We start from the raw sequence: 25,227 nt of genomic DNA, 5'->3' as shown, positions 1-25,227 counted from the left end.
CTCAGGCTCCCGTGATTTCCGTGAGGGGCACGAAGGGCTTGGCCGGTTCGGGCTTGGGCTGGATCGCTTCCTGGTGAACCTTGAACACACGCTCCGCGATGGGGGAGGAGGCGACGAAATCGTCATAGGCCTGCTGCAAATGCTCACGGCACAGCGTGCGCAGCGCCTCATCCCCGGCATCCTCCAACGCGCCTTCGACTTCGCTGCCGCGCAGATACTGCCCCATGCGGCGCATGATGTGCAGCCGCGCGACATGCACCACTTGCGGTTCGTAAGGCACGTCGAGGAAGTCGAAGAACTCCTCCGCGCTGGAGAGCTGTTGCAGGTCTTCAAGCAGGCTCATGGTCGTCCTCCCTGGACTTGGTGCGTTCGCGATGGGCAAGGCGCGCTTCGAGGAAGTCGATGCGGTCGAGCAGTTCGGAAATCGCCTCGCCCACAGGATCGGGCATCAGGTGGTGGTCGAGGTCGATGCGCCCGCCGGGGCGGCGCCGGTCGGCCGGATCGCGCACGACGCGGCCCGGAATGCCGACCACGGTCATACCCGGCGGCACGGGATCGACGACCACGCTGTTGGCGCCGATACGCGCGCTCGCGCCAACGGTGATCGGGCCGAGGATCTTGGCCCCGCAGCCCACCAGCACACCACTTTCCAGCGTGGGATGGCGCTTACCCGCCTGCCAGCTCGTGCCGCCCAGGGTGACGCCGTGATAGAGGGTGACGTCGTCGCCGATCTCCGCCGTCTCGCCGATCACCACGCCCGCGCCATGGTCGATGAAGAAGCGCCTGCCGATGGTGGCCGCCGGGTGGATGTCGACATTGGTCAGCAGGCGCGACAGCCAGGACAGGAAGCGCGCCGAAAAGCGATGGCCGCGCAGCCACAGCCGGTTGGCCAACCGGTGCCAGACGATGGCATGCACGCCCGGATAGGTCAGCACGATCTCCAGCCGGCTGCGCGCGGCGGGATCGCGGGCGGCCACGCAATCGATATCCTCGCGCAGCAGCCGGCCAAGCGAGGGCGGCGGGCGACCAGCCTCCGGTAAGTGGTCGAGGACGCGCGAGGCGGGCATCAGTTCGCTCCCACCTTCGGCGTGGACAGGCTGTGCAATTGCGCGAGATCGGCGAGGCCGACGCCCTGCTTCGTCGCAAGCGCACGGGCACGCACCTGCGCAAGGATCGCGTCGAGCCGCTCCTGCTCTGCTTCAAGCCCGATCGAGCGCAGCATTCCATGCACCGCCGCCCGGCCCGAATGGCGGCCAAGCACGATTTCCCGATTGCGGCCGAAGCGTGCGGGATCGAGCGCTTCATAACTTTCCGCATCACGCAGCAGGCCGGAGACATGGATCCCGGATTCGTGGCGGAACACAGCCGCGCCTACGATCGCCTTGTCATCGGGAATTGCCCGGCAGGCAGCGCGGGCAACCAGCTCCGCCAGCGTCGGCAGAAGGGTCAGGTCCACCTGCGTCTTGCGGCCCAGCGTTTCTCCAAGGCCGGTGACGACCTCCTCCAGCGCGGCATTCCCGGCCCGCTCGCCAAGCCCGAGTACGCAGACGCTTGCATGCGTCGCCCCTGCCCGCACCGATGCCAGCGTATTGGCGGTGGCCAGGCCAAGGTCGTCATGGCCGTGGAATTCCAGCTCGAGATCGGTCTCGCGAACGAGCATCGAGAAGATTTCGTGAGTAGCGAAGGGATCGAGCACGCCCAGCGTATCGGCAAAGCGGAAGCGGATCGCCCCGGCCTGCTCCGCCGTCACCACCACGCGGCGCAGGAAATCGTGATCTGCCCGGCTGGCATCCTCGCCGCCGACGGAGACGACAAGGCCCTTGTCGAGCGCATAGGCGACCGTGTCCTCTATCCGCTCGAGCACGTCGAGGCGGCCAGTGCCGAACTTGACGCGGATCTGGCGGTCGGAAACCGGCACCGAGAGATGCACGCGTCGCGCGCCGGTCCTCATCGCCAGGTCGACATCGGCGCGGGTCATCCGGCACCAGGGAATGATTTCCGCCCGCCCGGCATGTTCCACCATCGCGGAGATGGCGGCGATTTCCTCCTCGCCCATGGCGGGAGTGCCCGCCTCGATCTCGTCCACACCGGCGGCGTCCAGAGCCGCCGCGATGCCGAGCTTCTCTTCGAAAGTGAAAGCGACACCCGGCGCCTGCTCGCCATCGCGCAACGTGCTGTCGTTGATCACGACCGGAAGGGCGAAGCTGGACATCACGTGGTCTCCTTTCATGCGGGGCGGTCAGGCATAGGTCGGGTTGAATTCGGCGGAGGAGGCGTTCTCCCGCTCGCGCCAGAAGGGCGACATGTCGCGCAGCTTCTCGATGATGCCGGGCATGGCGGCGATCACCTGCTCCACATCGCCTTCCGAATTCTCGCGGCTGAAGGAGAAGCGGATCGCGCCGTGGGCGGCGGTGTAAGGCACGTTCATCGCCCGCAGCACATGGCTCGGCTCGAGCGAGCCGGAGGTGCAGGCGGAGCCGGAGGATGCCGCGATACCCTCGCGGTTCATCAGCAGCAGGATCGCCTCGCCCTCTATATATTCGAAAGCGATGTTGGTGGTGTTGGGCAGCCGGTTCTCGACATCGCCCGTCACGAAGGAATTGGGGATCGCCTGCAGCAGCGAGCGCTCCAGCCAGTCGCGCAGCGCGGCGACGCGGGTTTGCTCCTCCTGCATATATTCCGCCGCCAGCTCGGCCGCCTTGCCGAGGCCGACGATGCCGGGGACATTCTCCGTCCCCGCGCGGCGGCCACGCTCCTGGTGCCCGCCCCGGATCAGCGGGCGGGAGCGCACGCCCTTGCGGACGAACAGCGCACCGATGCCCTTGGGGCCGTGCAGCTTGTGTCCGGATAGCGAGAGCATGTCGATCTCGCTCTCGGCGAGGTTGATCGGCAGCTTGCCGACCGCCTGCACGGCATCGGTATGGAACAGCGCGCCGACCTGGTGGGCCATCCTGGCCAGCTGCTCGACCGGAAAGATCGTGCCGGTCTCGTTATTCGCCCACATGATCGAGACGATCGCGGTCTTGGGCGAGAGCGCCTTGCGATAGGCTTCCATGTCGAGCCGTCCCGCGGAATCGACCGGAATGATGTGCACCTTGGCCCGCTCCGTCTTTTCCAGATGGGCGACCAGGCTCAGCACGGCGGGATGTTCCACCGCCGAAGTGACGATCTCATCCCGTCCGCGCTGCGTTTCCAGCGCGGAGAGGATCGCCATGTTGTCGCTTTCCGTCCCGCCCGAAGTGTAGATGATCTCATGATCGAAAGGCGCGCCGATCAGCGCCTGCAACTGCTTGCGCGCCTTGGACACGGCATCGCCGACCTTCGCGCCGAACTCGTGCATCGAGGAGGCATTGCCGAACTGTTCCGAGAAATAGGGCATCATCGCTTCGACGACACGCGGATCGCAACGCGTGGTGGCGTTGTTGTCGAGATAGGCAGTCGGCATGGCGCGGATCTCCTCAGTGGACGGGGGCTACAGGGACGACGAGCAGCGGGATGCCCAGCGCTTCGACCAGCTTGGCCTGCACGCCTTCGATCGTGGCGCCCGAAAGGTGGCAGCCGACGCAGGCGCCGGTGAGCTTCACCATCACCCGGTTGCCGTCGACATCGACCAGCTCGCAATCGCCGCCATCGCGCTGGAGCGAGGGGCGGATCGCGTCGATGGTCTCTTCGATCTTGCGGATCTTCTGCAGCGTCGACATTTGCGCGGGCGCATCCGCCCGGCCCGCTTTCTTCTTCACGGGGCGGGCAACCATTGCGGGATCGAAGGCCAGCGCTTCGGGCAGGATTCCCTCGGCAACCATCTCCGCATTCACGCGAGCCAGCACTTCCTCGATGCCTTCGGCACAGGTCGAACAGCCGCCGCCGGCCTTGGTGTAATTGGTCACTTCCTCGATGCTGGTAAGCTTGTTCTGGCGCACGGTCCGCGCGATCATCTCATCGTCGATGCCGAAGCATTTGCAGACGAGCGCGCCTTCCTCGTGATCATCCTCCCACACCTCGCCGCGATAATTGGCGACAGCAGCCTGCAGCGCCTCGTAGCCCATCACCGAACAATGCATCTTTTCGGGCGGCAGGCCGCCCAGGAAATCGGCGATGTCCTGGTTGGAGATCTTCAGCGCCTCGTCGATCGTCTTGCCGATGATGATTTCGGTGAGGGCCGAGGAAGAGGCGATGGCCGAACCGCAGCCGAAGGTCTGGAACCTGGCGTCAGTGATGGTCTGCGTCGCCTCGTCCACCTTGATCATCAGCCGCAGCGCGTCACCGCAACTGATCGCGCCGACATCGCCCACTCCGTCCGCGCCTTCCAGCGTGCCGCTGTTGACCGGGTTGAAGAAGTAGTCCTGAACCTTCTGGCTATATTCCCACATGGCCTATGTCCTCAGCCGAATGATTTGCCGCACGAGCAGCTGTTGGTTGCGTTGGGGTTGTCGAAGGTGAAACCGGAGCCTTCGAGCGCGACGACGAAATCAATCGTGGTTCCGGCCAGCAGCGGCTGGCTGACGGGGTCGATATAGATCGCGACCTCGTCCTTCCCGATCACCGCGTCATCGGGATCGGGCTCGCTCACGAGCCCCATCTTGTACTGGTAACCGGCACAGCCGCCCGCATCGACCTGGATGCGCAGCCCGGCCGTTGCGCTGCCCGCCTGGTCGATAGCCTGGCGCACCGCCTTTACCGCACTGTCAGTCAGGACGATCATCGCACGAACTCCACAGCGATTGTTTCTGTTCGATGACGGAGCAAACTCCGTGCCACTTCGCAAAAGCCGTTGGTTTGCAGGGATCTGCGTGTGGATGCCGGGGCGGCGCTTGTTGGCTTTCGCACAAACCGGACAGTGCTTTGTTGCAATGCACACAAAGCGTGGAACCGTTGCGGGCGCGGCAACTCCCCAACTTTGCAGGGAAAAGCGAAACGGCCCGTTTCCTGCATGGGTTGCGGCGCCAACCCCAAGGGAGTGCCGACATGACCGCTACCGATATTATTGCCTTCGAAGATACCGCCTTTGGCGAACTGGACGCAGCCCACCGCCTGCGCAACGCCGTGCTGAAGGAAGCCCTGCCCAAGCCCGGAACATTCGGCTTCCGCGGCGATATCGCGCTCGCCTTCCAGGACCAGGTCGCCGACGAGGCTCGCCCGCCGGCCTATTCGATCGAGCAGGTGCTGGCGGTGGCCGATGCCGCAAGCGGGAAGATCCCCCTCCTCGCGGGTTATTTGCACGACTTCACCTGGCTGAAAGACGTGGGCGAAGTGCTGGAAGACTATTTGTCGCCCGAGGGAACCTATGTCTTCTTCGTCAACAATATCGACTTCCTGAAGAAGTACCGCGTGCCGCTGTCCGGTAGTCTCATGGCCTATGTCCTGCCGCTCGACGAATCCACCGTCTGGAAGGAAGTGCTGGAACTGGTCGGTATCGAGAAGAACGATATCAAGAAACTGGGCGCGGCCGAGAAGCTCGAATATGTGATGGATGCCGTCGCCAAGTTCGAGGCAACCTATCCCGAACTCTCCTATGAGGATGGCCTTTCCGTCATGGAACCCGTCCGCAACCGCAATGAGAACCGGCCTGTCTGAGGCAGGCAAGGTGACGCTCAGCGACGCTCCTTTCGAGGGCGTGGATTTCGGCCCCCTGCCCCCGCAGGTGCACGCCCTGCTGCAAGAGGGCGTGCGGGCACATCGCCACGACAACGCCGCCGCCGATGCCTGCTTCCGCGCCGCGCTGGAGCAGGATCCGGCGGCGCTGCCTGCCTATCTGTGCCTCTACAAGATCCACACCTATGGCGGGCGGCTGGCGGAAGCTCGCGCAGCCGCCCTCGCCGGACTGGCAGAGGCGTGCCGCCAGGCTGGCTGGCCTGCCGATTGGCGCGACTGGCCGCCATTGTCCGGATCGGCGGAGGGGCCGGGCCGCTTTGCGCTCTACACGCTGAAGGCGCTCGCCTTCATCGCATTGAAGGACGGACGGGAAAGGGACGCGCGCGCAATGCTGGAAAGGCTAGCCGAACTCGATCCGCAGGGGCTGGTCGGCTGGCAGGTGATAGGCGAGCTTGCGGCCGGGGCGAGCGCCTGACTATTCGCAGCCCTGCCCGCTATCGACCTCGTCCTCTTCCTCCAGTGCGACGCCGGCCAGGCAGATATCGCCGTCCTCGTCGATCAATGTCTCGATCGCGGTCAGATGCGCGCCGAGGCAAGGCCCGTCCACGCATTCACCGGTTCCCAGATCGAACAGCGCGCCATGCTTGCCGCACTGGATGCGGGTGCCTTCCCCGTCGAGGAACTCGCCGCGCTCCCAGTCGAGATGTTCGTCCTGGTGCGGACAGCGGTTCTCATAGGCGCGGACATGCTTGCCCCAGCGCAGGATGAATATCGGCCAGGGGGCGACCAAACCGTTCTCGTCGCGCTTCGCCAGGACGAAGGGCAAGGCCCGGCGGTTCGGAATGTCCTCCGCGGAGCAGATGGCGAAGATGGCCTCGCCGCTCATGCTGGCTGCACCCCATGCGGCTGGCCCAGCGGCAGCAGGCCGTAGCGAAAGCTCTGCGTCATATGCCGCGCACGCTTGAGGGCCTTCTCAGCCAGCTCCGGCGGCAGCATCTCTTCCGCCGCCTGCTCGAATGCCGCCAGCCAGCGGGTAAAATGCGCCTCCTCCACCTTCAGGTGGACATGATGCGAATAGGCGGTGCCGCGCTGGTAGCGGTCCGTGCCGAGCAAGGCATGCGACCAGAAATCATCAACGATGGTGAAGTGCTCTTCGAAATCCGCGATCTCCGCGCGGAACATCGGGCCAAGCAGGTCATCGGACAGGGCCAGCTCGTAGAAGCGCCGGACCATGGCGGAAATGCGCGCTTCGGAGTCGAGGGCGTCCGTTGTCATGAGGCGATGCTTTCGCGTGTCTGACTGGCGGCATTGCGGGCGAGCAGCGCAGGCCCCTCCTCACTACCGAAACAATCGTCGTAATCGTCGCATTCGGTGCAGACGGGGGCGGCACACAGACTGAATTCCTTGGCCGAGCACATCATGCGGTAGAAGAACTTCTTCCACTTCATGTCCTCGCTATTGCGCCGTGCCAGCCGGGCGAAATGGCGTTCCATCAGCTGCGACAGCTCGCCCCGGTCGGCCAGGCCGAGATCCTGCCACAAATGGTTGGGCCGCAGGCAGCGCCGGGCGATCATGCGCGACAGCAGCATCTCGAAGGCGGAGGCTTCGGAGGAATACATCCACAATATGTCGCGCAGCGCCTTTTCCTGCGGATCGGGCGTCAGGCTGGTAGAGGATGCGGGCAGGCCGCCGGGAAACATCATCGCGTTGAGCTTGGCGATCTCGCCGGAATCGAGGCCGATCCGCTCGGGCAGCGGCACCTGCTCGGTTTCGGCTTCCGCCAGCACCATGGCCGCAATCGCTGCGGCCACATGCAGGTCGAACGCGTCCGCCCCGCGCTTGCGTCCGCGCCGGACCAGGTCGGAATAGTGACGCTGCGCCGCCTCCATCGTCCTCAGGCTGCTTCGTGCTGCTGGCAATTGGTCGGGCAAACGCGGGCGCAGGCGCCGCAGCCGATACAGGCATCGGCATCATCGAGCGCCATCACACGCTTCTCGATATCCTCTTCGTCATCCTCATCGTCGAGGTCGACGATATCGCCATCGTCATTGAGCCCCTTCAGCGTCATGACATCGCGCCCGCACACCTTGAAGCAGCGGCCGCAGCCGATGCAGGTTTCCGGATCGATGGCGACGAGGTATTCGGGCGTCCATTCCCGTCCGCCCCTGGTGAGGGCAGTCATGACGCCGTTTCCATCGTCTTCAGGCTGGCCTTGGCCTCGTTCAGTGCCGCGTAGGTCTCGCACACGCGCTCTGCGGTCGCCATCACGTTTTCCAGGCCGACCGGCAGCTCTTCCGAGAGGTCATGCAGGTCCATCTTGGCCTGCATCGCACGGGCGGAGAGCTTCTTGACCTCGGCTTTCAGCGTTTCGACATCGGACATGGGATTCCTCCTCAGTAATCAGCGACTTCGGGGAAGCGCTCGATCATTGCGATCGCGCTGGTGATGACCTTCTCCGCCTCCGCATTGAGCTTTTCCATGCTCAGGAAACCGAAGCGGTGAACGTCGCGCAAGGACTTGCTCAACACCACCAGCCGGCCACAGATCAGCACCATCCGGCCGAAGCCTTCATGGCTCATCTTCATCATCGGGCTCACCATCTTGCCGCAGCGCTTCTCGATCGCGAGGCAGAGTGCTCCATAGTAGAGCTCCAGCCGCCACAGCGTATCGGGGTCGGGATCGCCGATGATGGGGATCAGCTTGCGCTTCTCCTTGTCGACGATGAAAGGTTCGAGCAGTTCCATGTCGCTCTTGCGGTCCCATGACCCATGGGTGTCCTCCGCGCGGATCTGGGCGACCAGGTCCTTTGCGAAGCCTTCGATGACGGGTTTTTCAAGGGTCGTTTCGCTCATGGCTCAGGCCTCCTCCTCTTCGAAGTCGAAATTGCGGTCGCCCGACTTGGCGAGGATCTTGCGCAACCATGGCGGCGGCGTGCCCTTGAGCACATCCTGCAACTTGGCGAGCATGCCCTCGATCGGCTCGGGCTCCGCCACTTTCATCGGGTGGATATTCTGGGCGACGACCCGCGCCGCGCCGGAGCCGCCAATCGCGGCGACGACAAGGATGGACACGCCTTCCAGCGCCTTGAGCTTGGGCTCCAGCTTGTCTTCGTTCCCGTCCTCGTTGAGCTCGCCGGAAAACTCCTCGACCCGGTCGAGCGCCCAGCCTTCAGGCGTGAGGTCATAGATCGCAAGGTTGCGCGCCCAGCCGAAATGGGCATCGATCCGCTCAAGGTCCTGCGTGGCAAAAGCTACTTTCATGGGACGGGTTCCTCCTCGGTCAAAGGGGCGGTGGTGAGTTGCAGCCAGGCATCGCGCCAGTCTTCGGGCTGCGGCTCGTGATGATGTTCCATCAGCATGTTGCCGAGAGTAAAGATCAGGTCGCGCGTGCCGCGATAGCCAATGGTGACGAGATGGGCGGCGCCCAGCGTGTCGAACATCGGGATGCCGACTTTGAAATGGGGGATGTGCAGCCGCTCCGCCGCTTGTCGGCCATGGCTGTGCGTCACCAGCAGGTCCGCATCCCCTGCCCCTTCCTCGAGATCCTCGAGATCACCGATCAGCACCGTTTCGCAGGGCAATTCCGAAAGGACGGGCGACTGCGTCGTCGTGACCGCAGTCCGTATCTGAGCGCCCATTTCGTGCAGGAAGTGCGACAGCGCGTGCAGCAGGTCCGGCTCCGCGCCGATCGCCACCCGCGTTCCGCCGATGGAAAAGTGCCCGTCCAGCATGGCATCGACCAGCTGACCGCGCTGACGGCGATATTTGCGCGGAACGGGACGTCCGGAGATTTCCGACAGGAAGCAGATCAGTTCATCACATGGCGCAAGGCCGGTCAGGCGGTCGAACAGGCGGAAAGGCACGCCCGCCTTCTTCTCCAGAGCTTCCGCCGCAGGCCGCATCTGTTCGCCGATGGCGATGGTCCAGCCCGCGAGGCCCATGGCGGCAGCCTCTTCCCTCCCCGTGCCGCCGAGCGTGGTGGGCGTGAAGTCATCCGGAATATGGCCGTCGAGCGATCCGGAAATGTCGGGCAGGAAGGTCGGCTCAAGCCCGAAAGCCTCAATGATATCGCGCAGCTCGTCGATATCTCCGGGGGTGAGGTGGCAACCAGGAAGCACATTGACCTGCCGCACATCGCGCTTCGCATCCGCCGGTGGGGGCTCCACCAGTCCCTCCACCAACGCCTTGACGGCCTTCGCCCAACCATCCTGGAAAGCGCCGGTGAAATCGGGTGTTCCAACCTGCACCAGCGCCAGATCGGCCAGTTCCGGATGACGATCGCGGATTTGTGTTACGAAACCGGCGAGGTCGTCACCCTTGATCTCGGTCACGCCGGTGGAGCAGATGCCGATGAGTTCTGGGCCGGTCTTCTTGACGATGTTGAGCACCGCCTGTTCGACATTCTCGAACCCGCCCAGCACCGTCGCCACTTCGGACATGGCGGTGGTCTGCAACGGGATCGCCTCGCGGAAATGGCGGACGAACAGCACCAGCCCGAAGCTGGTGCAGCCCTGCGATCCATGCAGCAGCGGCATGGCCCCGCGCATGCCCATGAAGGCTAGCGCGCCGCCGATCGGCTGGCTCATCTTGAGCGGATTGACCGTGCAGGCCTTGGTGGATTTGACGATCTGGGCCATCACGCCGCCTTTGCGGGCGCTGTTGGCTCGCGCGGCATATCCGCGCTCTCCCCGATCGCACGGTCCTGCCAGCTCGCCTCCTCGCCCGCCCAGGGCGCCGGGCGGCGCACTTCCTGCCACACGGGATTGGAGAGCGAGCGGTCGATCTCCTGCACCAGTTCGACCATGCCGTGATAGCCGGCATAGGCAGCGTGGCGTTCCTGGTTGATGTCGAGCCAGGGCATGCTGGCCTTCAACGCGATGAATTGTGAGCGCCCGCCCGACAGCATGATGTCGGCCTCGGCCTTGCGCAGCATGCGGTACATCTCGCGAGGGGTAAGATCGTCGTACATATGGGCATCGTCGCCCATGATCTTCTTGATCTTCTCCTTGTCCTCACGCGTCGATTTCTTGACCGAGGTGCCGACGATTTCCATCCCGGCTTCCTGCAGCGCGGCGACCACGGACCAGCTCTTCACCCCGCCGGTAATGAGGAGCACCTTCTTGCCGGAAAGGCGCTGCCTGTAGGGTTCGATCGCCGCCCAGGCGCGCGCTTCCTCGCGCGTGATCACCGCTTCGGTGCGGTCGATCAGCTCTGCATCGGCGCCGCGCTCGACCAGCAGGCGGGCGATTTCGCGCAGGCTGTCGGACATGTCTTCGATGCCGTAGAAACTGCCCTCGAAGAAGGGGATGTCGTAGCGTTCCTCCATCTTGCGGGCGACGTTGATCATCGCCTTGGAGCAGACCATCATCGCCGCCTTCGCGCGATGCGACCAGGCGACCTCCTTGTACTTCGCGTCCCCTGAAATGCAGGAGAGGATACGAATGCCCAGTTCGTCCAGCAGCGGCTTTACCTGCCACAATTCTCCGGCCAGATTGTATTCGCCGATGATGTTGATGTCGTAGGGCGTCGTGTATTCCGGCTCCTGCGTGCCGATCACGTGGCGCAGCAGCGCTTCGCCCGCGAGCTTGTTACCGAGGTTCTTCGGTCCGACAAAGCCGGGCGACTGGATGGGGATGCAGGGCGTGCCGAACTTCTCGCTCGCGGCCTTGCACACCGCGTCGATATCGTCGCCGATCATGGCGGGCACGCAGGTCTGGTAGACGAAGATCGCGGGCGGATCGTATTTCTCCACGATCTCGCGGATCGACTTGTAGAGCTTCTTCTCCCCGCCGAAGACGATGCTGTTCTCATCCATGTCGGTGGTGAAGCCGGTGCGATATGTCCGCGCGCCGGAACTCTTCGCGCCGCGATTGTCCCAGCTGTTCCCCTCGCAAGCGATGGGTCCGTGGACGAGATGGGCAACGTCCGTGATCGGCTGGAGAGCGATCTTGGCGCCGTCAAAGGCGCAGCCGCCTGCCGCTCCCCCGGGCTGAAGCTGCTTGGTGCAGCCCTTCTTGCGTTCCTTTTCCGACTTCGCCTGGTTCTTGCCGCAGCCGGGTTCGTTGAAGACGTCCTGGATGGTCTGGTTCAGTGAGGGTGTGGTTGTGGCCATCTCATCTCGTCCTTTCGAACCCGGCTGTGGCAGTTGGCTACGGCTCTCCGATCAACGGATGATGTCGTAGCTGTAGTCGGTGAGCGCCGGATCGTTCGTGGTCGCATCCATGTGCTCGAAGATCCGGTCGAGGATCGTCACCAGGACATTCAGGCCGCCCTGGTAACCCCACACCGGGTAGCGGTGCTTGTGGTGGCGATCGAAGATCGGGAAACCGAGCCGGATCAGCGGCACGCCCGTGTCACGCTCCAGATACTTTCCGTAGGTGTTGCCGATGATGAAATCGGGCTTCTCGGTGAAGATCAGCGAGCGCATGTGCCACAGATCCTTGCCGGGATAGGCCTGGCAATTGGCTCCGAAGGGCGAGCTGTCGAACAGCTCCTGCATCTTCGCGGCCCACTTCTTGCCGCCATTGGTGGCGAGCACGACATTGGGTTCCCCGCCCAGTTCCATGATGAACTGCGCAAGGCCGTAACAGAGGTCCGGATCGCCATAGATTGCGAACTTCTTGCCATGGATATGGGCGTTTGAATCCGCCACTGCATCGACCAGCCGGCCGCGTTCCTTGGCCAGTTCGTCAGGGATCTTCACGCCGGCAAGCCGGGCGACTTCCATGATGAACTTGTCGGTCGCCTCGATCCCGATGGGATGGTTGAAGGCGGCGACTTCCTGGCCGTGTCCGGCGATGAAGGGCAGCGTCTTTTCGGTGCAGTATTCCTGCATCGAAATCGTCGCCTTGGCGTGGATCGCGTTGGCCGTATCCTCCAGCGTGGTGCCGCCGTCATACATGCGGAATTCGCCATCGGTGGGCGTGTCCCACACGTCGGACGGATCGCACAGCATAGTGTATTCGACGCCCAGCAGGTCGAAGATCCGGCGCACTTCGCGCTGGTTGCCGACCGTGTAGCCATCAAACCCGCCCACGAAGTTGATCTTCGTGTTGGCCTTGCGCGTCAGCGGCTCCGCCATCTTGGCCTTGCCGTCCCAGAAATATTCCAGGACGCCCTTCAGTGCATTGTCATAGCCGGTGATGTGGCTGCCGACGAATGCGGGCGTGTGGGCGAAGGGAATGTCGAAATCCATCGGGATGGATTCCTTCTCCCGCGCCGTCTTGATGAAGGCGTTGAGGTCGTCCCCGATGACTTCGGCCATGCAGGTGGTGCTGACCGCGATCATCTTCGGCTTGTACATGTTGTAGGTGTTGGCAAGGCCGTCCACCATGTTGTTCAAGCCGCCGAACACCGCCGCATCCTCGGTCATGGATGAGGAGACGCAGGATGTCGGCTCCTTGAAATGGCGCGAGAAGTGCGAGCGGTAATAGGCGACGCAGCCCTGCGACCCGTGGACGAAGGGCAGCGTCCCTTCGAAGCCGACCGCAGCGAAGACCGCGCCCAGCGGCTGGCAGGCCTTGGCCGGATTGACCGTCAGCGCCTCGCGGCTGAAGTTGAGCTCCTTGTACTCCTCGGTCTTCGCCCATTCGCGAACCCGGTCGATTTCCTCGTCCGGATAGGGGTTTTCGAACTCCGCCTTCTTCTTCGCGAGCATTTCCTTGTATTCGGGCCCGCGGAACAGCTCGAAATGGTCGAGCACCTGGTCAGCATTCTGGGGCATCGGTGCCTCCTTGGATCATGGGTTGAGGGTGGGCCGTCACTCCGCAGCGATGGCCACGTATTCCGGATCTTCCTTCCAGGGGGTCGGCGACATCTTCCAGACGGGCGAGTTGATCGCCATGTCCATGTCGCGGGCGAAAATCGCGAAGCCGTCATAGCCGTGATAGGGGCCGGAATAGTCCCAGCTGTGCATCTGGCGGAACGGCACGCCCATCTTCTGGAAGACGTACTTTTCCTTGATGCCGGAACCGACGAGGTCGGGCTGGATCTTCTCGACGAACTTCTCGAATTCGTAACCGGTCACATCGTCATAGATCAGCGTGCCGTCCTTCACGTAATGCTGGGCGGTGCGCTGGTAATCGTCATTGTGGCCGAATTCGTAGCCGGTGCCGACCACTTCCATGCCCAGGTCCTCATAGGCCCCGATCACGTGGCGCGGACGCAGGCCGCCAACATAGAGCATCACCTTCTTGCCCTCGAGACGGGGCTTGTACTTGGCGATCACCGCATCGGTCAGGGCCTTGTACTTGGCGATGACGCGCTCGGCGCCTTCCTGGATCTTCTCGTCGAAATAGCTGGCGATCTTGCGCAGCGATTCCTCGATCTTGGTGGGGCCGAAGAAATTGTACTCCACCCAGGGAATACCGTATTTCTCCTCCATGTGCCGGCTGATGTAGTTCATCGAGCGGTAGCAGTGGAGGACGTTGAGCTTCGCCTTGGGCGTCGCCTCCAGCTCTGCGATCGAGCCATCGCCTGACCATTGCGCGATCACGCGCAGGCCCATTTCCTCCAGCAGGATGCGGCTGGACCAGGCATCGCCGCCGATATTGTAATCGCCGATAATGGCGACATCGTAGGGCGAGGGTTCGAAAGCGGCGGGCTTGCCGTCCTGCTTGTCGAACACCCAGTCGCGCACCGCGTCATTGGCGATGTGGTGGCCCAGCGATTGCGACACGCCGCGGAAACCTTCGCAGCGGACCGGCACGATGGTCTTGCCTTCGTACTCCTTGCTCTTGCTCTTGCTGACCGCCTCGATGTCATCGCCGATCAGGCCGATCGGGCATTCGGACTGCACCGTGATGCCCTTGTTCAGCGGGAAGAGCTGCTCGATCTCGTCAATGATCTTGGCCAGCTTCTTGTCGCCGCCGAAGACGATGTCCTTCTCCTGGAAATCGGAGGTGAACTGCATGGTGACGAAAGTGTCGATGCCGGTCGTGCCGATGTAATAGTTGCGGCGGGCGGCCCAGCTATACTGGCCGCAGCCTACGGGCCCGTGGCTGATATGGATCATGTCCTTGATCGGCCCCCAGACCACGCCCTTCGAGCCGGCATAGGCGCAACCGCGAATGGTCATGACGCCCGGGATGGACTTGATGTTGGACTTCACGCCGCAATCGGAATTGCCTTCCTCATGCACGTTGAGGTGCTTGGCGCGGCGCTTGGCTGTTTTCGCGGGATAAACCTCCAGCACTTCCTGGATCAACGCACGGTTGCGTTCCTTGGCTTCCGCGATGTCGGTGGTGTTCGAGACGCTCATTGCTTCAACTCCTGGTTGATCCGGTGGCCCGGGCCCCTTCCTGGATTCGGGAGAAGGGGCCCGGGGATCGGGAAGTGCCTGCGATCAGACGAGTTCGGAGGCGGTCTTGCCGACCTCGGTCTCGTCGACGGCCTTCATGATGCCGTGCTCCATCAGCATGTCCTCAAGCTCGTCCATGGTGATGGGAGTGGGGATCACGCCGTTGCCGGCATTGTTGTGGATCTTCTCCGCCAGTGTCCGATACTCATTCGCCTGGTTGGAATCGGGCGCGTATTCGATCACCGTCATGCGGCGCAGCTCGGCGTGCTGGACGATGTTGTCGCGCGGGACGAAGTGGATCAGCTCGGTGCCCAGCTTCTTCGCCAGGGTTTCCGCCAGCTCCAGTTCCTTGTCGGTCTGGCGCTCGTTGCAGATGAGCCCACCAAGGCGCACCCCGCCGGAATTGGCGTATTTGAGGATGCCCTTGGAGATGTTGTTGGCGGCATACATGGCCATCATCTCGCCGGACATGACGATGTAGATCTCCTGCGCCTTGTTCTCGCGGATCGGCATGGCGAAACCGCCACACACAACGTCGCCAAGCACGTCGTAGGAGACGTAGTCGATATCCTCGTAAGCGCCGTTTTCCTCGAGGAAGTTGATCGAGGTGATGACGCCGCGGCCAGCGCAGCCGACGCCCGGTTCCGGACCGCCGGATTCAACGCAGCGGATATCCTTGTAGCCGACGCGCATCACGTCCTCGATCTCGAGGTCTTCCACCGAACCGGCTTCGGCCGCGAGTGACAGGATGGTGTCCTGGGCCTTGGCGTGGAGCATCAGGCGGGTGGAATCGGCCTTGGGGTCGCAGCCAACGATCAGGATCTTCTGGCCGAGGTCGGCCAGTGCGGCCAGGGTGTTCTGCGAAGTCGTCGACTTGCCGATGCCTCCCTTGCCGTAGAATGCAATTTGACGAAGTGACATTTCGTGCTCCTAACTTTCATGTTTGAGCCATCTTCCGTCCGGACCGGCTCCTCCTGCCCGAACACTCTCCCGTCGCTTCGTCTTGGTCAGCGGCGGGTCAGGCGCGTCACGTTGATCTCATCGCGTCGCGGCTGCGGATGCTGCGTTGCAACGGGCGTGCCAGTTTGCGTGGAGGGAGCGGAAATGTGCGGTTTTCCGCCGGTTTCGCAGGGTTTCCGGCCGTCTCGCCATCATGTGACAAACGGAACAAAACTGGCCGCCTTGTCGCAAAGGGCACAGTTTTGTCGCCGTCCGGCCGACAATTCCCGGCGCATTCGCCGGACAGGGCATCTGGAACGATTCTTGCTGGGCTAGCCGGATCGCAAGAAGGGAGTTTTCCATGCAGATCGGAGTTGAGAGCAGCAAGGCCGTGGACCAGCGGCGCATCTTCGTGATCGACGAGGACGAGGTGACGCGTGCGGCGCTGCAATTCATGCTCCACGACGAAATCGAAACCCACGAACTCGCCAGCCTGGAGGAGGCCTATGCCAAGGGCACGGACTGGCTGGTGCCCGACCTGTTACTGGTCGGAATCGGCATCGTGGCCGCAAAGGGCCTGCCTGTGCTGGCGGAAATCGCCAAGCGCTTTCCCGATGCGAGGATCCTGGTGGTCACCGGGACCGAGGACGAGGAACTCGCACTCGAAGCGCTCAAGTCCGGCGCGCATGGTGCCCTGATCAAGCCGCTCCGCCTGGAGGATGTGCGCGCGAAGGTCGACACGATCCTCGGCCGGCCCGGCGGCGCGCCGCTGGTGCAGATCGGCGGGCTGACTCTCTGAGCTAGCGGCTCAGCACGACCACCAAATCCTCGGCCAGCTCCTCCTGCTGGAGATGGCTGGTTATGATCCGGTCGATATCCTCTGTCGTCTTCGGGCGGTACCACACGCCTTCGGGATAGATCACCAGCAGCGGGCCGGTGGTGCAGAAGCCCAGGCAGCCGCTGGCAGTGAAGCCGACCTCGGCACCCAGGCCCAGCGCCTCGATCCTGTTGCCCAGATGCTCCCACAAAGGCAGGGCGCCATTCGCCCCGCAGCTCCCCTTGGGATGCATCGGCGGGCGCTGGGTGGAACAGGCGAAGATGTGGCGCTTGTAAAGCTGCGGCAGCTCTTCGGGCAGCTCCATCAGCCCGTTTCCTCCGGGGTATTCACCAGCGCCTGCAATTCGCCGCTCTCATACATTTCGCGCACGATGTCGCAGCCACCGACGAATTCGCCCTTCACATAAAGCTGCGGAATGGTCGGCCAGTCGGAATATTCCTTGATGCCTTCGCGGATGAAGGGATCTTCAAGGACATTGACGCCGACATAGCTCACGCCCAGCGCGTCCAGCACCTTCACCACGCCGGCGGAGAAGCCGCATTGCGGGGCCTGCGGGACGCCCTTCATGAACAGGACGATGTCGTTATCGGTAACGAGGCTGGTGATCCGGTCGGAAGTGCCCATCTGTCGTGCTCCGTTCAGTCTGTCGTTTCGGGGATGAAGGTCTGCAGGGCCAGGGCGTGCAGTTCGCCGCCCAGCTCCTTGCCGATGGCGCTGTAGACCATCTTGTGCTGCTGGACGCGGCTCTTGCCAGCAAAGGCGGCGGAGGTGACGCGCGCGGCCCAGTGATCGCCGTCACCGGCCAGATCGACCATGACAACCTTCGCATCGGGAAAGGCCTTGAGGATACGCTCCTCGATGATGCTTTCTTCCATCGGCATGGGGCATGCTCCTCAAACGTGGCTCAGGATCTCGACGGTGACGTTCTCGGTGCCGAGAACCGTCGCCTCGCAGGCGAGGCGCGACTTCGAACCGACACCCACGATCATGTCGAGCTTGCTGTTCTCGTCGGACGTCATCTTGGACAGGCCCTTGCGCCCTTCCAGCACGAAGAGGTGGCAGGCATCGCCGCATTTGTGTTCGGCCGGATCACCGCCGCCGATAAGCGAAAGCAGCGCGGCGCCTTCGGGGGCGTCGACAGTACGGTTGGCCGGCAAGATGGTAAGCGTTGACATGGTGGTTGGTCTCCGGTGGTCAGTAAATGGCTGCGCCCGCCCCTGCATTGATCGAGGAGTCCTTGAGCCGGGCCACGATGAAGGCGACCTGCTCGGGCGTGAGGTGGGCGTGGAAGGGCAAGGCGATGGCGCGATCGGCGACCTTTTCGGTCACGAACAGGTCGCCCTTATGCCAGCCCATCTCGCGATAGGTGCGCTGCAGGTGCAGCGGGCTGGAATAGGCGCAGGCCTCTATGCCTTCGGTGTGGAGATCCTCGACAATCGCATCACGGGAAGATCGGGAGAAGCGCGTGCCGAGATGCACGACGTAGAGGAACCAATGCAGTTCTTCGACGCAGGAAGCGGCATAGGGCGGCTTGATGCCCTCGAAGCTCTGGATGAACCCGTCATACATCGCCTGGATCATCCGCCGGCGTTCAAGCAGGTAATCGATCCGCGAGAGCTGGGAAATGGCCAGCGCTGCGGTCACTTCGCCCATCGCTGCACCGAGCGGGGCAGCGGTAGTGGCGGAAACGGAGCTGCGTTCCGACAGGGACCGTGAGCGCTGACGGCGAATGCTCATGGCGAGGTCCATATCGTCGGTCACGACGATCCCGCCTTCGCCGCAGCAAATCACGCCGGGCTGGGATAGGTCGAATATGGCAACATCGCCGAAGGAGCCGACGATTCCCTTCTTGTGGCGCGACCCGATCGCCTCGCTCGAATCCTCGACCAGGAAGAGGTCGTGTGCCTCCGCCACTGCACGCAAGGCGGGCCAGTCAGCCGGTTGGCCGGCGGTATTGGAAGCGATGATCGCCCGGGTCGCCGCGGTGATCTTCTCTTCCACCTTTTCCGGCTGGAGCGTTCCGAACCAGTAGTCGATATCGGCGAAGACCGGCGTCGCGCCGACACAATGGACGGCATGACCGAGCTCGCGAAAGCCGTGCGCGGCCAGGATCACCTCATCACCCGGCCCAATTCCGCGCGCAACCAGCGCCAGCAACAGGCCGAGCGAGGCATTGCTGACCGCAATCGCCTGCGACCGGCCGGTATAGGCAGCAAAGGCCTGCTCCAGCTGCGGGACAAGCGAGCCGTCGCTCAACTTTTGCCCGCGCAAGACCGTGTCGACCGCGGCGAGATCTTCCTCGGCCAGATCGGGATCGCAGAGCGGGATCTGATACGGCTCGCTATTGCTGATCGAGACGACATTGCCAGTCATGCCGGGACCTTTCGTGCGATGAGGATACCGGTTGCCTCCTCGGGTGCTTCGGTAACGCGGAAACAATGTCCCGCAGTGTCGAGCAGGTGAAGCGCGACCGAGCCGGTTTCGCGGAACGGATCTTCCAGCACATCGGACGCGTCGCAGTGACTGCAGGAAAGGTCCGGCAGCAGCTGCCGCAGTGCCTGTTCCAGCACGACCGGCTCCGCCTCCGCGTCGATGGCCGCCAGCAGCGCATCGACCCGGGCGATCTCTGTCTCGCCCAGGCTCATCTGCCGTTCCCCGTCATTGCCAGAACCTCTTGTCCGGATCGTTGTTGATCCGCAGCAGGAGTTCGGGAAGGCGCGCATAGCGGCTCTCTTCGATCCAGCCGTCGGTCTTGTGATCCTTCGCCATGAGCCGCCATTCGCCGATCGCAGCATCCCAGCGGATCAGCGCGATGTCGATTTCCCCGCCCTTTGGGTCGATCTTGCGGGAACAGCAGTCGGACCGGATCAGATAGCCATCGCGCACAGCGGACACGTTCGGGCTGACATAGCGATAACGCTCGCGCCCCTTCAGGGCGCTCTGGATGCGGCGCAGGTCGAGCTCGTTTGGATGGGCCGCAACCGGCTTGTCCTGCGAGGTTCTCCGGGCCGTGGCTACCGACATCGCCGCCTCCTTCAGACCTGCCGCAGTTCGTCTTCGAGGCAGCCGACCACCACCCCGCCGGCGAACTCCACCAGGTAGACCGGGATGTTGGCATCGACATGGTGCCCGACATTGACGATCTCGCCCTCTGTCCCGGCGCGGGCGAGGACGGCCTCAAGCTCTGCGCCCGGATGGCTGCCGTCATTGACCAGGTCGACACTCGCGCAAACGCGTTGGCCCCATTGGTAGATCGGTTCGCGCAGGTCGATCATCGCCGTCCTCCCACCCTTCGCGGCAGGGTCGATGGCAGCTCGTCCTCCTCCTCGCAGCCAAGGTCGAGCGGCTCGAGCTCGCGCCGCTTCATGCCCACGCGATTGCCGGTCTCGAAGAACTCGATGCCGTAGATGTAGAACTGCTGCAGGAAGGTGCCGATCGATACGACGACCCCTTCCTCGTGCTTCTTGACCAGGATGTCGCCGATTTCCTTGCCGGCATAGGTCCCGTCATTGCGCACGGTGCGCTTGGCGCGGACCCTTTCGCCATAGCGGAAGGCGGGCGGGTTGTTCAGCTCGACGACCTCGCTATCGCGTACGATGTTAGTCATCGGCCTCCTCCATCGCGTTGAGGACGTCGATAAGGACTTGCGCGCCGATCCGGTCGCGCGGTTCCAGTGCCAGGAGCTTTTCGGCGGCCTCCCGCCCCTCGTCGAGCTTGCCGAGCCGCAGGTTCAGATAGGCATAGCCCTTGAGGCTGAAGAGGAAGAAGCGCGGCAGCAGCGCGCCGCAGTCCGAGAAATCGGCATCGGTCGCCTCAACCCTGCGCCAGTCGTCGCCCAGCACGCTGAGCTCCATCGCCTTGCGCATGCAGCTGCGCGCAATGTTCAGCGCTTCGGACAGACGGCCCTTGTAGAAATAGAAGCGGTAGAAGGCGATCAGCACCGCGGCATGATCGGGTGCGATGTCCGCCGCCGAATAGATATGCGTTTCAGCGACATCGGTGAGGTGATAACGCTCCGCCGCCTTGTCGAGATGTTCCTGCGCCTCGCGCGGCAATCCGCCGCCAAGCAGCGGGCTGGCGAGGATCGTCCGCTCGAGCGCGTCCGAAGCCCCGCCGAAGCCATCGAGCATATGCCCGTTCGCTGCCGCCTTCCCGGTCATGCCGCATATCTCGGCAGGGTGGAGTCGATCACGCAGGTATTGTCGATCGGGCAGATCGCCACGCATTGCGGATCGTCGAAATGACCCACGCATTCGGTGCACAGATCCGGGTCGATCACGAAGGTGTTGCCCTTCTCGGAGATCGCCTGGTTCGGGCACAGCGCTTCGCACGCCGTGCAATTGGTGCATTGGGAGGCGACGATCTTGTAGGGCATGGCCGCCTCACCCCGCGTTCAGCAGCGCGCCCTGGCGGATCGCCGCGTCGCCGCGCTGTTCATGGGTGACTTCGCCGGATGCGACCTTGGCGAGGTATTCCTTGAACCAGGCCAGCGCCGACTTTTCGATATAGTCATGCGCATATTGGTCGACCGGCTCGATGCCCGCTTCGGCCAGCTCGGCCTTCGGGCAACCGCCGATCTTGGCGACGAAGACCGCGTGGCAATCATTGATCGCACGGGTGATCGTATCGAGCGCGTCCTCCTCGCCATAACCGCCCTGGCAATAGAGATCGACGCGGCGGTGGCCGACGAACTTCGCGCCACTGGAAGAGAGTTCGTAAATCTGGAACTCCTTGGCGTGGCCAAAATGCTCGTTGATGATGCCATGGCCCTTGGTGGCGACGGCGACGAGCAGCTTGATATCGCCGGCAGCTTCCAGCCCGTCCAACTCGCCCTTCTTGGCCTCGACCTTGGCCTGGCGTTCTGCCTCGACTGCCTGCTGGTAGGCCTTGCGCCCCTCGGAGTCGTAATTGACCTCCATCTCCATGATCTTGTCAGTGGTGAATTCCTCCGACCGATCCTCGCCCAGCAGGCCGACGGCATCGGCGCGGCACTGGCGGCAATGGCGCATCATGTTCATGTCGCCCTCGCACTCGTCCTGCAGCGCCTTCAACTCCTGCGCCGAGGGACCGCGCTGGCCGTTGAGGCCGAACACAGTGCCATGCTCGGGCGCGGAGATCAGCGGCATGATATTGTGCAGGAAGGCCCCGCGCGACTTCACCGCCTTGTTCACCTCGACCAGGTGCTTGTCATTGACCCCCGGGATCATCACCGAGTTGATCTTGGCGAGGATGCCGCGCTCGGTGAGCATCTCCAGGCCCAGCATCTGGCGCTCGGTCAGGATCTTGGCAGCTTCGTATCCCGTCAGGCGCTTGTTCTCCCAGAACACCCACGGATAGATATGCTGGCCGACTTCGGGATCGATCATGTTGATCGTTATGGTGACGTGATCGACCTTGTACTTGGCGATCTCGTCCACCCAGTCCGGCAAGGCGAGGCCATTGGTCGACAGGCAGAGCTTGATGTCCGGCGCGACTTCCGAAATCAACCGGAAGGTCTCGAAGGTCTGCTTCGGATTGGCGAGCGGATCACCCGGCCCTGCAATGCCGAGAACCGTCATCTGCGGGATGGTGGATGCGACCGCGAGAACCTTCTTGGATGCCTGCTCGGGCGTAAGCCGCTCGGACACGACGCCCGGACGGCTCTCATTCGCGCAGTCATATTTGCGATTGCAGTAATTGCATTGGATGTTGCAGGCCGGCGCCACCGCCACATGCATGCGGGCATAATGATGGTGGGCCTCCTCGCTGTAGCAGGGGTGGTTCTTGACCTTCTCCCAGATCTCGGCGGGCATGTCCTCCGGTCCGCCGGAAGAGCCACAGCTGGCCTTGCCGTCGCCGCCTTCGGTGCCGCAGCCCTTGTGTTCGGCCATCTTCTGCATGACGTCCGAGATATCCACCACCGCTTCATCCGAAGCTGAGGTCCTTGCGTTTTCCAGCGACAAGTCGGTCATGTTCGCTCCTCGATCCAATTGCTCCGCACGCAGCATCGCGCGCGGAAGGGAGATGATGCGGAACCTGCTTCGCAAGCACTGTGCCAAAGCGGTAAATATATGAAATACAGTGATTGTTCTACGCAATTGGCCGCAGGATTGTCGCAACCAGATGTGCGATGTCCGTCAATGTCGCGAAGGCGACATCCAAAAAAAGCGCCGCTGGGTTACAGCGGCGCAAGGGATTTCGACCGGGCTGAACTTGATCGCAGCTAGCCGTCCAGCAGCATGGCGATCGCCCGGTCGAGAGGCATGTCGATGGCGGTAATCTCCTGCTCCTCCAAGAAGCGGCACTCGTTGCGCGTCAGCCCGTCGACCTCGACCACGGCGTAGTGCGCGCCGCCCGAACGCTTCATCACCTGGCGCGCATAAGTGCGCAGCAGCTGGTCGTCGAAATGGCAGCCCAGGAACAGGAAGCTTTTGCCGGTGCGGCGGCGGCGGACCTCTTCCGGGATCGGCGTCTGGATATCGATCTCGGTCAGGACTTCGACATAGTCCGCATCGGAAATGAGGAAATTGCCCGCGGGCGCGATGCTGCCATGCGGCGTATAGAGCAAGGTGTCCGTTCCTTCAGCCTCCGCCTCTTCACACTCCGTACCGTCGGGCATGTAGAAGCGGTACCAGGCAGGATCGGTGATCACCGCGCGATGCGTGCCCTGCACCTCGACCCAGCCCTCACGGCCGGAAAGGGCGCGGCGCATTTCCCCGGCATACCAGCTGTCGACCACCAGCGGCGGCGCCAGTTCGGCCAGCCAGCGATGCAGCGGCGATGGCTCAACCGGCGTTGCGAAGGCCTCCTGCATCAGCGCGGTCACCGTCTGCCGGTGGCGGTAACTCTCGATATATTGCGCCGCCGCCCAGACATTGCCGATCGCGCGCGCCGGGAGCCGCACCTTGCTGCCGAGAAAATCGGCCAAGGCAGCGGTGGTCATCGGCGTCGGCGTCTCCGCCAGTTCCGAAATGCCCGGACCGAGGTAGGGAACGACCTCGCCCGCGCGCAATCTCGTGGCCAGATCGGCTAGGACCTCGGCCGGATTGTCGAGTATGGCGGCAGTCATCGCGATCACTCCACCTCGCTGCGCTTGCGCGCATTGACCGTGATCGGCAGCGAAGTGTCCTCAGCCATGTCCGGCAGGTCGAGGACCCAGCCATTGGCCAGCCTTATCCACCCGCCCCACAGGCCTTCATGCTCCTGTTCGGCGACCGGTTCCTCGAGGTCCTTCTTGGGGACATAGGCGGACAGGACGCCTTCGGCCCTGCGCAACATGATCTTCACGGGTTGGTCTCCTCGTCGGGATTGGGGGATCGCGAGGGCGCTTCGGCATCGGCGTCGGGCGCCGGGAAAGCGACCACGCGCCTGCCGGGTTCGAGCAGGTAATGCAGGCTCTCGACCTGGCCGATCCGCTGGCGCGCGATATCGCGGATCGGCTCCTCCGGATCGTCGAGCAGCGGCTCCAGTTCCTCTTCAGCGATGCGTTCGGCAACGATCAGGCGCACGCCTGCGTCGCTGTCGGCGATCAGCATGGCCAATTGGGGGAGCGGCAGGCGCTCGGCGACAATGCGGCGGACCGATGGATCGGGATCGAAGCCCATATCGGGCAATGCCGGCTTGTCGATCCGCCGGGCGACCCATGCGCGCACTTCCGCATCGGGATCGTGACGCACCAGCGGGAGCAATTCGGGCGGCATCCGCCGAACGGCGGTGATCCGCACCATGTATTCGTTGTCCCCCATGGCAGGTAGCAGGTCGCGTCCCTGCAGGCGGGAAGCGGCGGCGATCCTAACATCGACATCCTCGTCTTCGATCATTTTCCTGATCTTCTCCTCTGGCAGCCGCAGCGTGGCCATGGCCCTGACTTCGGCTTCCGGATCCTTCAGCAGCGGCGGCAGCAGGAACAGGTTGGCATGGCGAGCAGCCCCTGCCCGTACTTCGAAATAGGGGTGGTCGAGATACTGGTCGGCCAGGCCGGGATTTTCCTGCAGGAAGCGTTCCACACGGCGGGCACGACGGTCACGGATGCAGGCCTTGCCCTTGGCGCACAAGCCCATGGCGTTGATCGCCTGGTGGTCGCATTCCCGGCATTTCACCGGGCTGCCCTTCCAGTCGATCGCCTGCCCAAAATCGTCGGGGCCGAAATCGTCCTCTGCAATCACGGCAGGCGGGGCGAGGCTGCCGATGCTCAAGCTGGCACGCAGGTTTGCGGGACCGGGCACACCGTGTCGCATTGCGGGTGGTCATAGGACCCTTCGCATTCGGTGCACTTGTTGGGATCGATGATGAAGGTCTCCCCCTTCATAGAGATCGCGGCATTGGGGCATTCGAATTCACAGGCGCTGCAGCCCGTGCATTGCGATGCGATGATCTTGTAAGCCATTGGCGAGACTCCTGCGATTGGCGTGCCACAGCGCCCGGCGCTAGTGGCGGGCTCGACAGGCCAATCGAAGCAGGAACCATGCCAGACGGCAGACCCGCGGAATTGCGCGGTTTTTCGCAGCCCCCCATGTCGCGCCCCCGACATTCCTTGTCGGCGCTGCGACAAGACCGCCCCGGCAGCAAGAGAGGGAGCGGGC

At 63.3% G+C, this 25,227-nt stretch carries 37 protein-coding genes; 3 read left to right on the top strand and 34 right to left on the bottom strand.

Annotated elements, in window-relative coordinates; genetic code table 11:
- Nucleotide 1 precedes the first annotated feature (1 nt).
- Genes nifW through E5222_RS04095 form a run of 6 tightly spaced genes read right to left on the bottom strand, consistent with a single transcriptional unit; the run spans nt 2 to nt 4,702 of the window.
- On the bottom strand, nt 2–343 hold the full coding sequence (gene nifW / locus E5222_RS04120; protein WP_136692433.1) for a nitrogenase stabilizing/protective protein NifW: 342 nt from the start codon (nt 341–343) through the stop codon (nt 2–4).
- On the bottom strand, nt 330–1,067 hold the full coding sequence (gene cysE / locus E5222_RS04115) for a serine O-acetyltransferase (RefSeq protein WP_136692432.1): 738 nt from the start codon (nt 1,065–1,067) through the stop codon (nt 330–332). Before cysE ends, nifW begins: the two co-directional genes overlap by 14 nt.
- On the bottom strand, nt 1,067–2,212 hold the full coding sequence (gene nifV / locus E5222_RS04110) for a homocitrate synthase (RefSeq protein ID WP_136692431.1): 1,146 nt from the start codon (nt 2,210–2,212) through the stop codon (nt 1,067–1,069). The genes cysE and nifV overlap by 1 nt, the downstream gene beginning before the upstream one ends.
- Nucleotides 2,213–2,239: 27 nt before the next feature.
- The gene (gene nifS, locus E5222_RS04105; protein ID WP_136692430.1) at nt 2,240–3,445 is read right to left on the bottom strand and encodes a cysteine desulfurase NifS; all 1,206 of its coding nucleotides are present in this window, start codon (nt 3,443–3,445) and stop codon (nt 2,240–2,242) included.
- A gap of 13 nt (nt 3,446–3,458) precedes the next feature.
- The gene (gene nifU, locus E5222_RS04100; RefSeq protein ID WP_136692429.1) at nt 3,459–4,370 is read right to left on the bottom strand and encodes a Fe-S cluster assembly protein NifU; all 912 of its coding nucleotides are present in this window, start codon (nt 4,368–4,370) and stop codon (nt 3,459–3,461) included.
- Nucleotides 4,371–4,381: 11 nt separating this feature from the next.
- A complete protein-coding gene (locus tag E5222_RS04095) occupies nt 4,382–4,702 on the bottom strand; it encodes an iron-sulfur cluster assembly accessory protein (protein WP_136692428.1) in 321 nt (106 codons plus the stop codon).
- 263 nt (nt 4,703–4,965) lie between these two features.
- On the opposite strand from E5222_RS04095, the gene E5222_RS04090 reads away from it, so the two are divergent.
- The gene (locus E5222_RS04090) at nt 4,966–5,574 is read left to right on the top strand and encodes a hypothetical protein (protein ID WP_136692427.1); all 609 of its coding nucleotides are present in this window, start codon (nt 4,966–4,968) and stop codon (nt 5,572–5,574) included.
- On the top strand, nt 5,555–6,067 hold the full coding sequence (locus tag E5222_RS04085) for a hypothetical protein (RefSeq protein ID WP_136692426.1): 513 nt from the start codon (nt 5,555–5,557) through the stop codon (nt 6,065–6,067). Before E5222_RS04090 ends, E5222_RS04085 begins: the two co-directional genes overlap by 20 nt.
- Here the strand turns inward: E5222_RS04085 and E5222_RS04080 are convergent, their stop codons facing one another.
- The 12 genes from E5222_RS04080 to nifH all read right to left on the bottom strand — a co-directional run bounded on the left by E5222_RS04080 (nt 6,068) and on the right by nifH (nt 15,810).
- On the bottom strand, nt 6,068–6,478 hold the full coding sequence (locus E5222_RS04080) for a Rieske (2Fe-2S) protein (protein WP_136692425.1): 411 nt from the start codon (nt 6,476–6,478) through the stop codon (nt 6,068–6,070).
- Nucleotides 6,475–6,867 carry a group III truncated hemoglobin gene (locus E5222_RS04075; RefSeq protein WP_136692424.1) on the bottom strand — a complete coding sequence of 131 codons (393 nt, stop codon included), beginning with the start codon at nt 6,865–6,867 and terminating at the stop codon, nt 6,475–6,477. The genes E5222_RS04080 and E5222_RS04075 overlap by 4 nt, the downstream gene beginning before the upstream one ends.
- On the bottom strand, nt 6,864–7,481 hold the full coding sequence (locus tag E5222_RS04070) for a nitrogen fixation protein NifQ (protein WP_136692423.1): 618 nt from the start codon (nt 7,479–7,481) through the stop codon (nt 6,864–6,866). Before E5222_RS04070 ends, E5222_RS04075 begins: the two co-directional genes overlap by 4 nt.
- Nucleotides 7,482–7,486: 5 nt before the next feature.
- Nucleotides 7,487–7,774: a ferredoxin III, nif-specific gene (fdxB, locus tag E5222_RS04065; protein ID WP_136692422.1), complete on the bottom strand. Its 288-nt coding sequence runs from the start codon at nt 7,772–7,774 to the stop codon at nt 7,487–7,489.
- Nucleotides 7,771–7,974 (bottom strand): CCE_0567 family metalloprotein, encoded by a 204-nt coding sequence (locus E5222_RS04060; protein WP_136692421.1) that lies wholly within the window; start codon nt 7,972–7,974, stop codon nt 7,771–7,773. The genes fdxB and E5222_RS04060 overlap by 4 nt, the downstream gene beginning before the upstream one ends.
- 11 nt (nt 7,975–7,985) lie before the next feature.
- Complete coding sequence (locus tag E5222_RS04055; protein WP_136692420.1) at nt 7,986–8,444, bottom strand: NifX-associated nitrogen fixation protein; 459 nt, start codon at nt 8,442–8,444, stop codon at nt 7,986–7,988.
- A gap of 3 nt (nt 8,445–8,447) precedes the next feature.
- The gene (nifX, locus tag E5222_RS04050; RefSeq protein WP_136692419.1) at nt 8,448–8,852 is read right to left on the bottom strand and encodes a nitrogen fixation protein NifX; all 405 of its coding nucleotides are present in this window, start codon (nt 8,850–8,852) and stop codon (nt 8,448–8,450) included.
- Nucleotides 8,849–10,228: a nitrogenase iron-molybdenum cofactor biosynthesis protein NifN gene (nifN, locus tag E5222_RS04045; RefSeq protein WP_136692418.1), complete on the bottom strand. Its 1,380-nt coding sequence runs from the start codon at nt 10,226–10,228 to the stop codon at nt 8,849–8,851. The genes nifX and nifN overlap by 4 nt, the downstream gene beginning before the upstream one ends.
- The gene (gene nifE, locus E5222_RS04040) at nt 10,228–11,703 is read right to left on the bottom strand and encodes a nitrogenase iron-molybdenum cofactor biosynthesis protein NifE (protein WP_136692417.1); all 1,476 of its coding nucleotides are present in this window, start codon (nt 11,701–11,703) and stop codon (nt 10,228–10,230) included. The genes nifN and nifE overlap by 1 nt, the downstream gene beginning before the upstream one ends.
- A gap of 51 nt (nt 11,704–11,754) precedes the next feature.
- Nucleotides 11,755–13,314, bottom strand: coding sequence for a nitrogenase molybdenum-iron protein subunit beta (nifK, locus tag E5222_RS04035; protein WP_136692416.1), 1,560 nt, complete (start codon nt 13,312–13,314; stop codon nt 11,755–11,757).
- A 36-nt stretch (nt 13,315–13,350) separates the two neighbouring features.
- On the bottom strand, nt 13,351–14,850 hold the full coding sequence (nifD, locus tag E5222_RS04030; RefSeq protein WP_136692415.1) for a nitrogenase molybdenum-iron protein alpha chain: 1,500 nt from the start codon (nt 14,848–14,850) through the stop codon (nt 13,351–13,353).
- Between the two features lie 84 nt (nt 14,851–14,934).
- A complete protein-coding gene (gene nifH, locus E5222_RS04025; protein WP_136692414.1) occupies nt 14,935–15,810 on the bottom strand; it encodes a nitrogenase iron protein in 876 nt (291 codons plus the stop codon).
- Nucleotides 15,811–16,189: 379 nt separating this feature from the next.
- On the opposite strand from nifH, the gene E5222_RS04020 reads away from it, so the two are divergent.
- Nucleotides 16,190–16,627, top strand: coding sequence for a response regulator (locus E5222_RS04020; RefSeq protein ID WP_136692413.1), 438 nt, complete (start codon nt 16,190–16,192; stop codon nt 16,625–16,627).
- 1 nt (nt 16,628) lies between these two features.
- Here E5222_RS04020 and E5222_RS04015 read toward each other — a convergent pair whose 3' ends face one another.
- From E5222_RS04015 to E5222_RS03940, 16 genes are all read right to left on the bottom strand, one after another.
- A complete protein-coding gene (locus tag E5222_RS04015) occupies nt 16,629–16,970 on the bottom strand; it encodes a (2Fe-2S) ferredoxin domain-containing protein (protein WP_136692412.1) in 342 nt (113 codons plus the stop codon).
- Nucleotides 16,970–17,290 carry a Grx4 family monothiol glutaredoxin gene (gene grxD / locus E5222_RS04010; protein WP_136692411.1) on the bottom strand — a complete coding sequence of 107 codons (321 nt, stop codon included), beginning with the start codon at nt 17,288–17,290 and terminating at the stop codon, nt 16,970–16,972. Before grxD ends, E5222_RS04015 begins: the two co-directional genes overlap by 1 nt.
- Nucleotides 17,291–17,304: 14 nt before the next feature.
- Nucleotides 17,305–17,547, bottom strand: a complete 243-nt coding sequence (locus E5222_RS04005; protein WP_136692410.1) for a BolA/IbaG family iron-sulfur metabolism protein — start codon at nt 17,545–17,547, stop codon at nt 17,305–17,307.
- 12 nt (nt 17,548–17,559) lie between these two features.
- Nucleotides 17,560–17,841, bottom strand: coding sequence for a 2Fe-2S iron-sulfur cluster-binding family protein (locus E5222_RS04000; RefSeq protein WP_136692409.1), 282 nt, complete (start codon nt 17,839–17,841; stop codon nt 17,560–17,562).
- Between the two features lie 19 nt (nt 17,842–17,860).
- On the bottom strand, nt 17,861–19,039 hold the full coding sequence (locus E5222_RS03995; RefSeq protein WP_136692408.1) for a DegT/DnrJ/EryC1/StrS family aminotransferase: 1,179 nt from the start codon (nt 19,037–19,039) through the stop codon (nt 17,861–17,863).
- On the bottom strand, nt 19,036–19,311 hold the full coding sequence (locus tag E5222_RS03990) for a hypothetical protein (RefSeq protein ID WP_136692407.1): 276 nt from the start codon (nt 19,309–19,311) through the stop codon (nt 19,036–19,038). Before E5222_RS03990 ends, E5222_RS03995 begins: the two co-directional genes overlap by 4 nt.
- Nucleotides 19,312–19,324: 13 nt before the next feature.
- The gene (locus E5222_RS03985) at nt 19,325–19,690 is read right to left on the bottom strand and encodes a DUF3024 domain-containing protein (protein ID WP_136692406.1); all 366 of its coding nucleotides are present in this window, start codon (nt 19,688–19,690) and stop codon (nt 19,325–19,327) included.
- Between the two features lie 11 nt (nt 19,691–19,701).
- Nucleotides 19,702–19,941 carry a nitrogen fixation protein NifZ gene (locus E5222_RS03980; RefSeq protein WP_136692405.1) on the bottom strand — a complete coding sequence of 80 codons (240 nt, stop codon included), beginning with the start codon at nt 19,939–19,941 and terminating at the stop codon, nt 19,702–19,704.
- Nucleotides 19,938–20,273 carry a nitrogen fixation protein NifZ gene (locus tag E5222_RS03975; protein WP_136692404.1) on the bottom strand — a complete coding sequence of 112 codons (336 nt, stop codon included), beginning with the start codon at nt 20,271–20,273 and terminating at the stop codon, nt 19,938–19,940. Before E5222_RS03975 ends, E5222_RS03980 begins: the two co-directional genes overlap by 4 nt.
- Nucleotides 20,266–20,826 (bottom strand): hypothetical protein, encoded by a 561-nt coding sequence (locus tag E5222_RS03970; protein ID WP_246021534.1) that lies wholly within the window; start codon nt 20,824–20,826, stop codon nt 20,266–20,268. The genes E5222_RS03975 and E5222_RS03970 overlap by 8 nt, the downstream gene beginning before the upstream one ends.
- The gene (locus E5222_RS03965) at nt 20,823–21,041 is read right to left on the bottom strand and encodes a 4Fe-4S binding protein (protein ID WP_136692403.1); all 219 of its coding nucleotides are present in this window, start codon (nt 21,039–21,041) and stop codon (nt 20,823–20,825) included. The genes E5222_RS03970 and E5222_RS03965 overlap by 4 nt, the downstream gene beginning before the upstream one ends.
- Nucleotides 21,042–21,048: 7 nt before the next feature.
- On the bottom strand, nt 21,049–22,545 hold the full coding sequence (nifB, locus tag E5222_RS03960) for a nitrogenase cofactor biosynthesis protein NifB (RefSeq protein ID WP_425456238.1): 1,497 nt from the start codon (nt 22,543–22,545) through the stop codon (nt 21,049–21,051).
- A 323-nt stretch (nt 22,546–22,868) separates the two neighbouring features.
- Entirely contained in the window at nt 22,869–23,714 is an 846-nt protein-coding gene (locus E5222_RS03955; RefSeq protein ID WP_136692401.1) for an SIR2 family protein, read from the bottom strand.
- Between the two features lie 5 nt (nt 23,715–23,719).
- Nucleotides 23,720–23,923 carry a putative nitrogen fixation protein NifT gene (gene nifT, locus E5222_RS03950; protein ID WP_136692918.1) on the bottom strand — a complete coding sequence of 68 codons (204 nt, stop codon included), beginning with the start codon at nt 23,921–23,923 and terminating at the stop codon, nt 23,720–23,722.
- A 5-nt stretch (nt 23,924–23,928) separates the two neighbouring features.
- On the bottom strand, nt 23,929–24,870 hold the full coding sequence (locus E5222_RS03945) for a 4Fe4S-binding leucine-rich repeat protein (protein WP_246021533.1): 942 nt from the start codon (nt 24,868–24,870) through the stop codon (nt 23,929–23,931).
- Nucleotides 24,837–25,031, bottom strand: coding sequence for a 4Fe-4S dicluster domain-containing protein (locus tag E5222_RS03940; protein WP_136692399.1), 195 nt, complete (start codon nt 25,029–25,031; stop codon nt 24,837–24,839). The genes E5222_RS03945 and E5222_RS03940 overlap by 34 nt, the downstream gene beginning before the upstream one ends.
- Nucleotides 25,032–25,227: the final 196 nt, after the last annotated feature.

The organism is Alteraurantiacibacter aquimixticola (assembly GCF_004965515.1).
Taxonomy (GTDB): domain Bacteria; phylum Pseudomonadota; class Alphaproteobacteria; order Sphingomonadales; family Sphingomonadaceae; genus Alteraurantiacibacter; species Alteraurantiacibacter aquimixticola.
The sequence above is the reverse complement of the archived record's forward strand: the minus strand, read 5'-3'. Positions and strand labels throughout refer to the sequence as shown.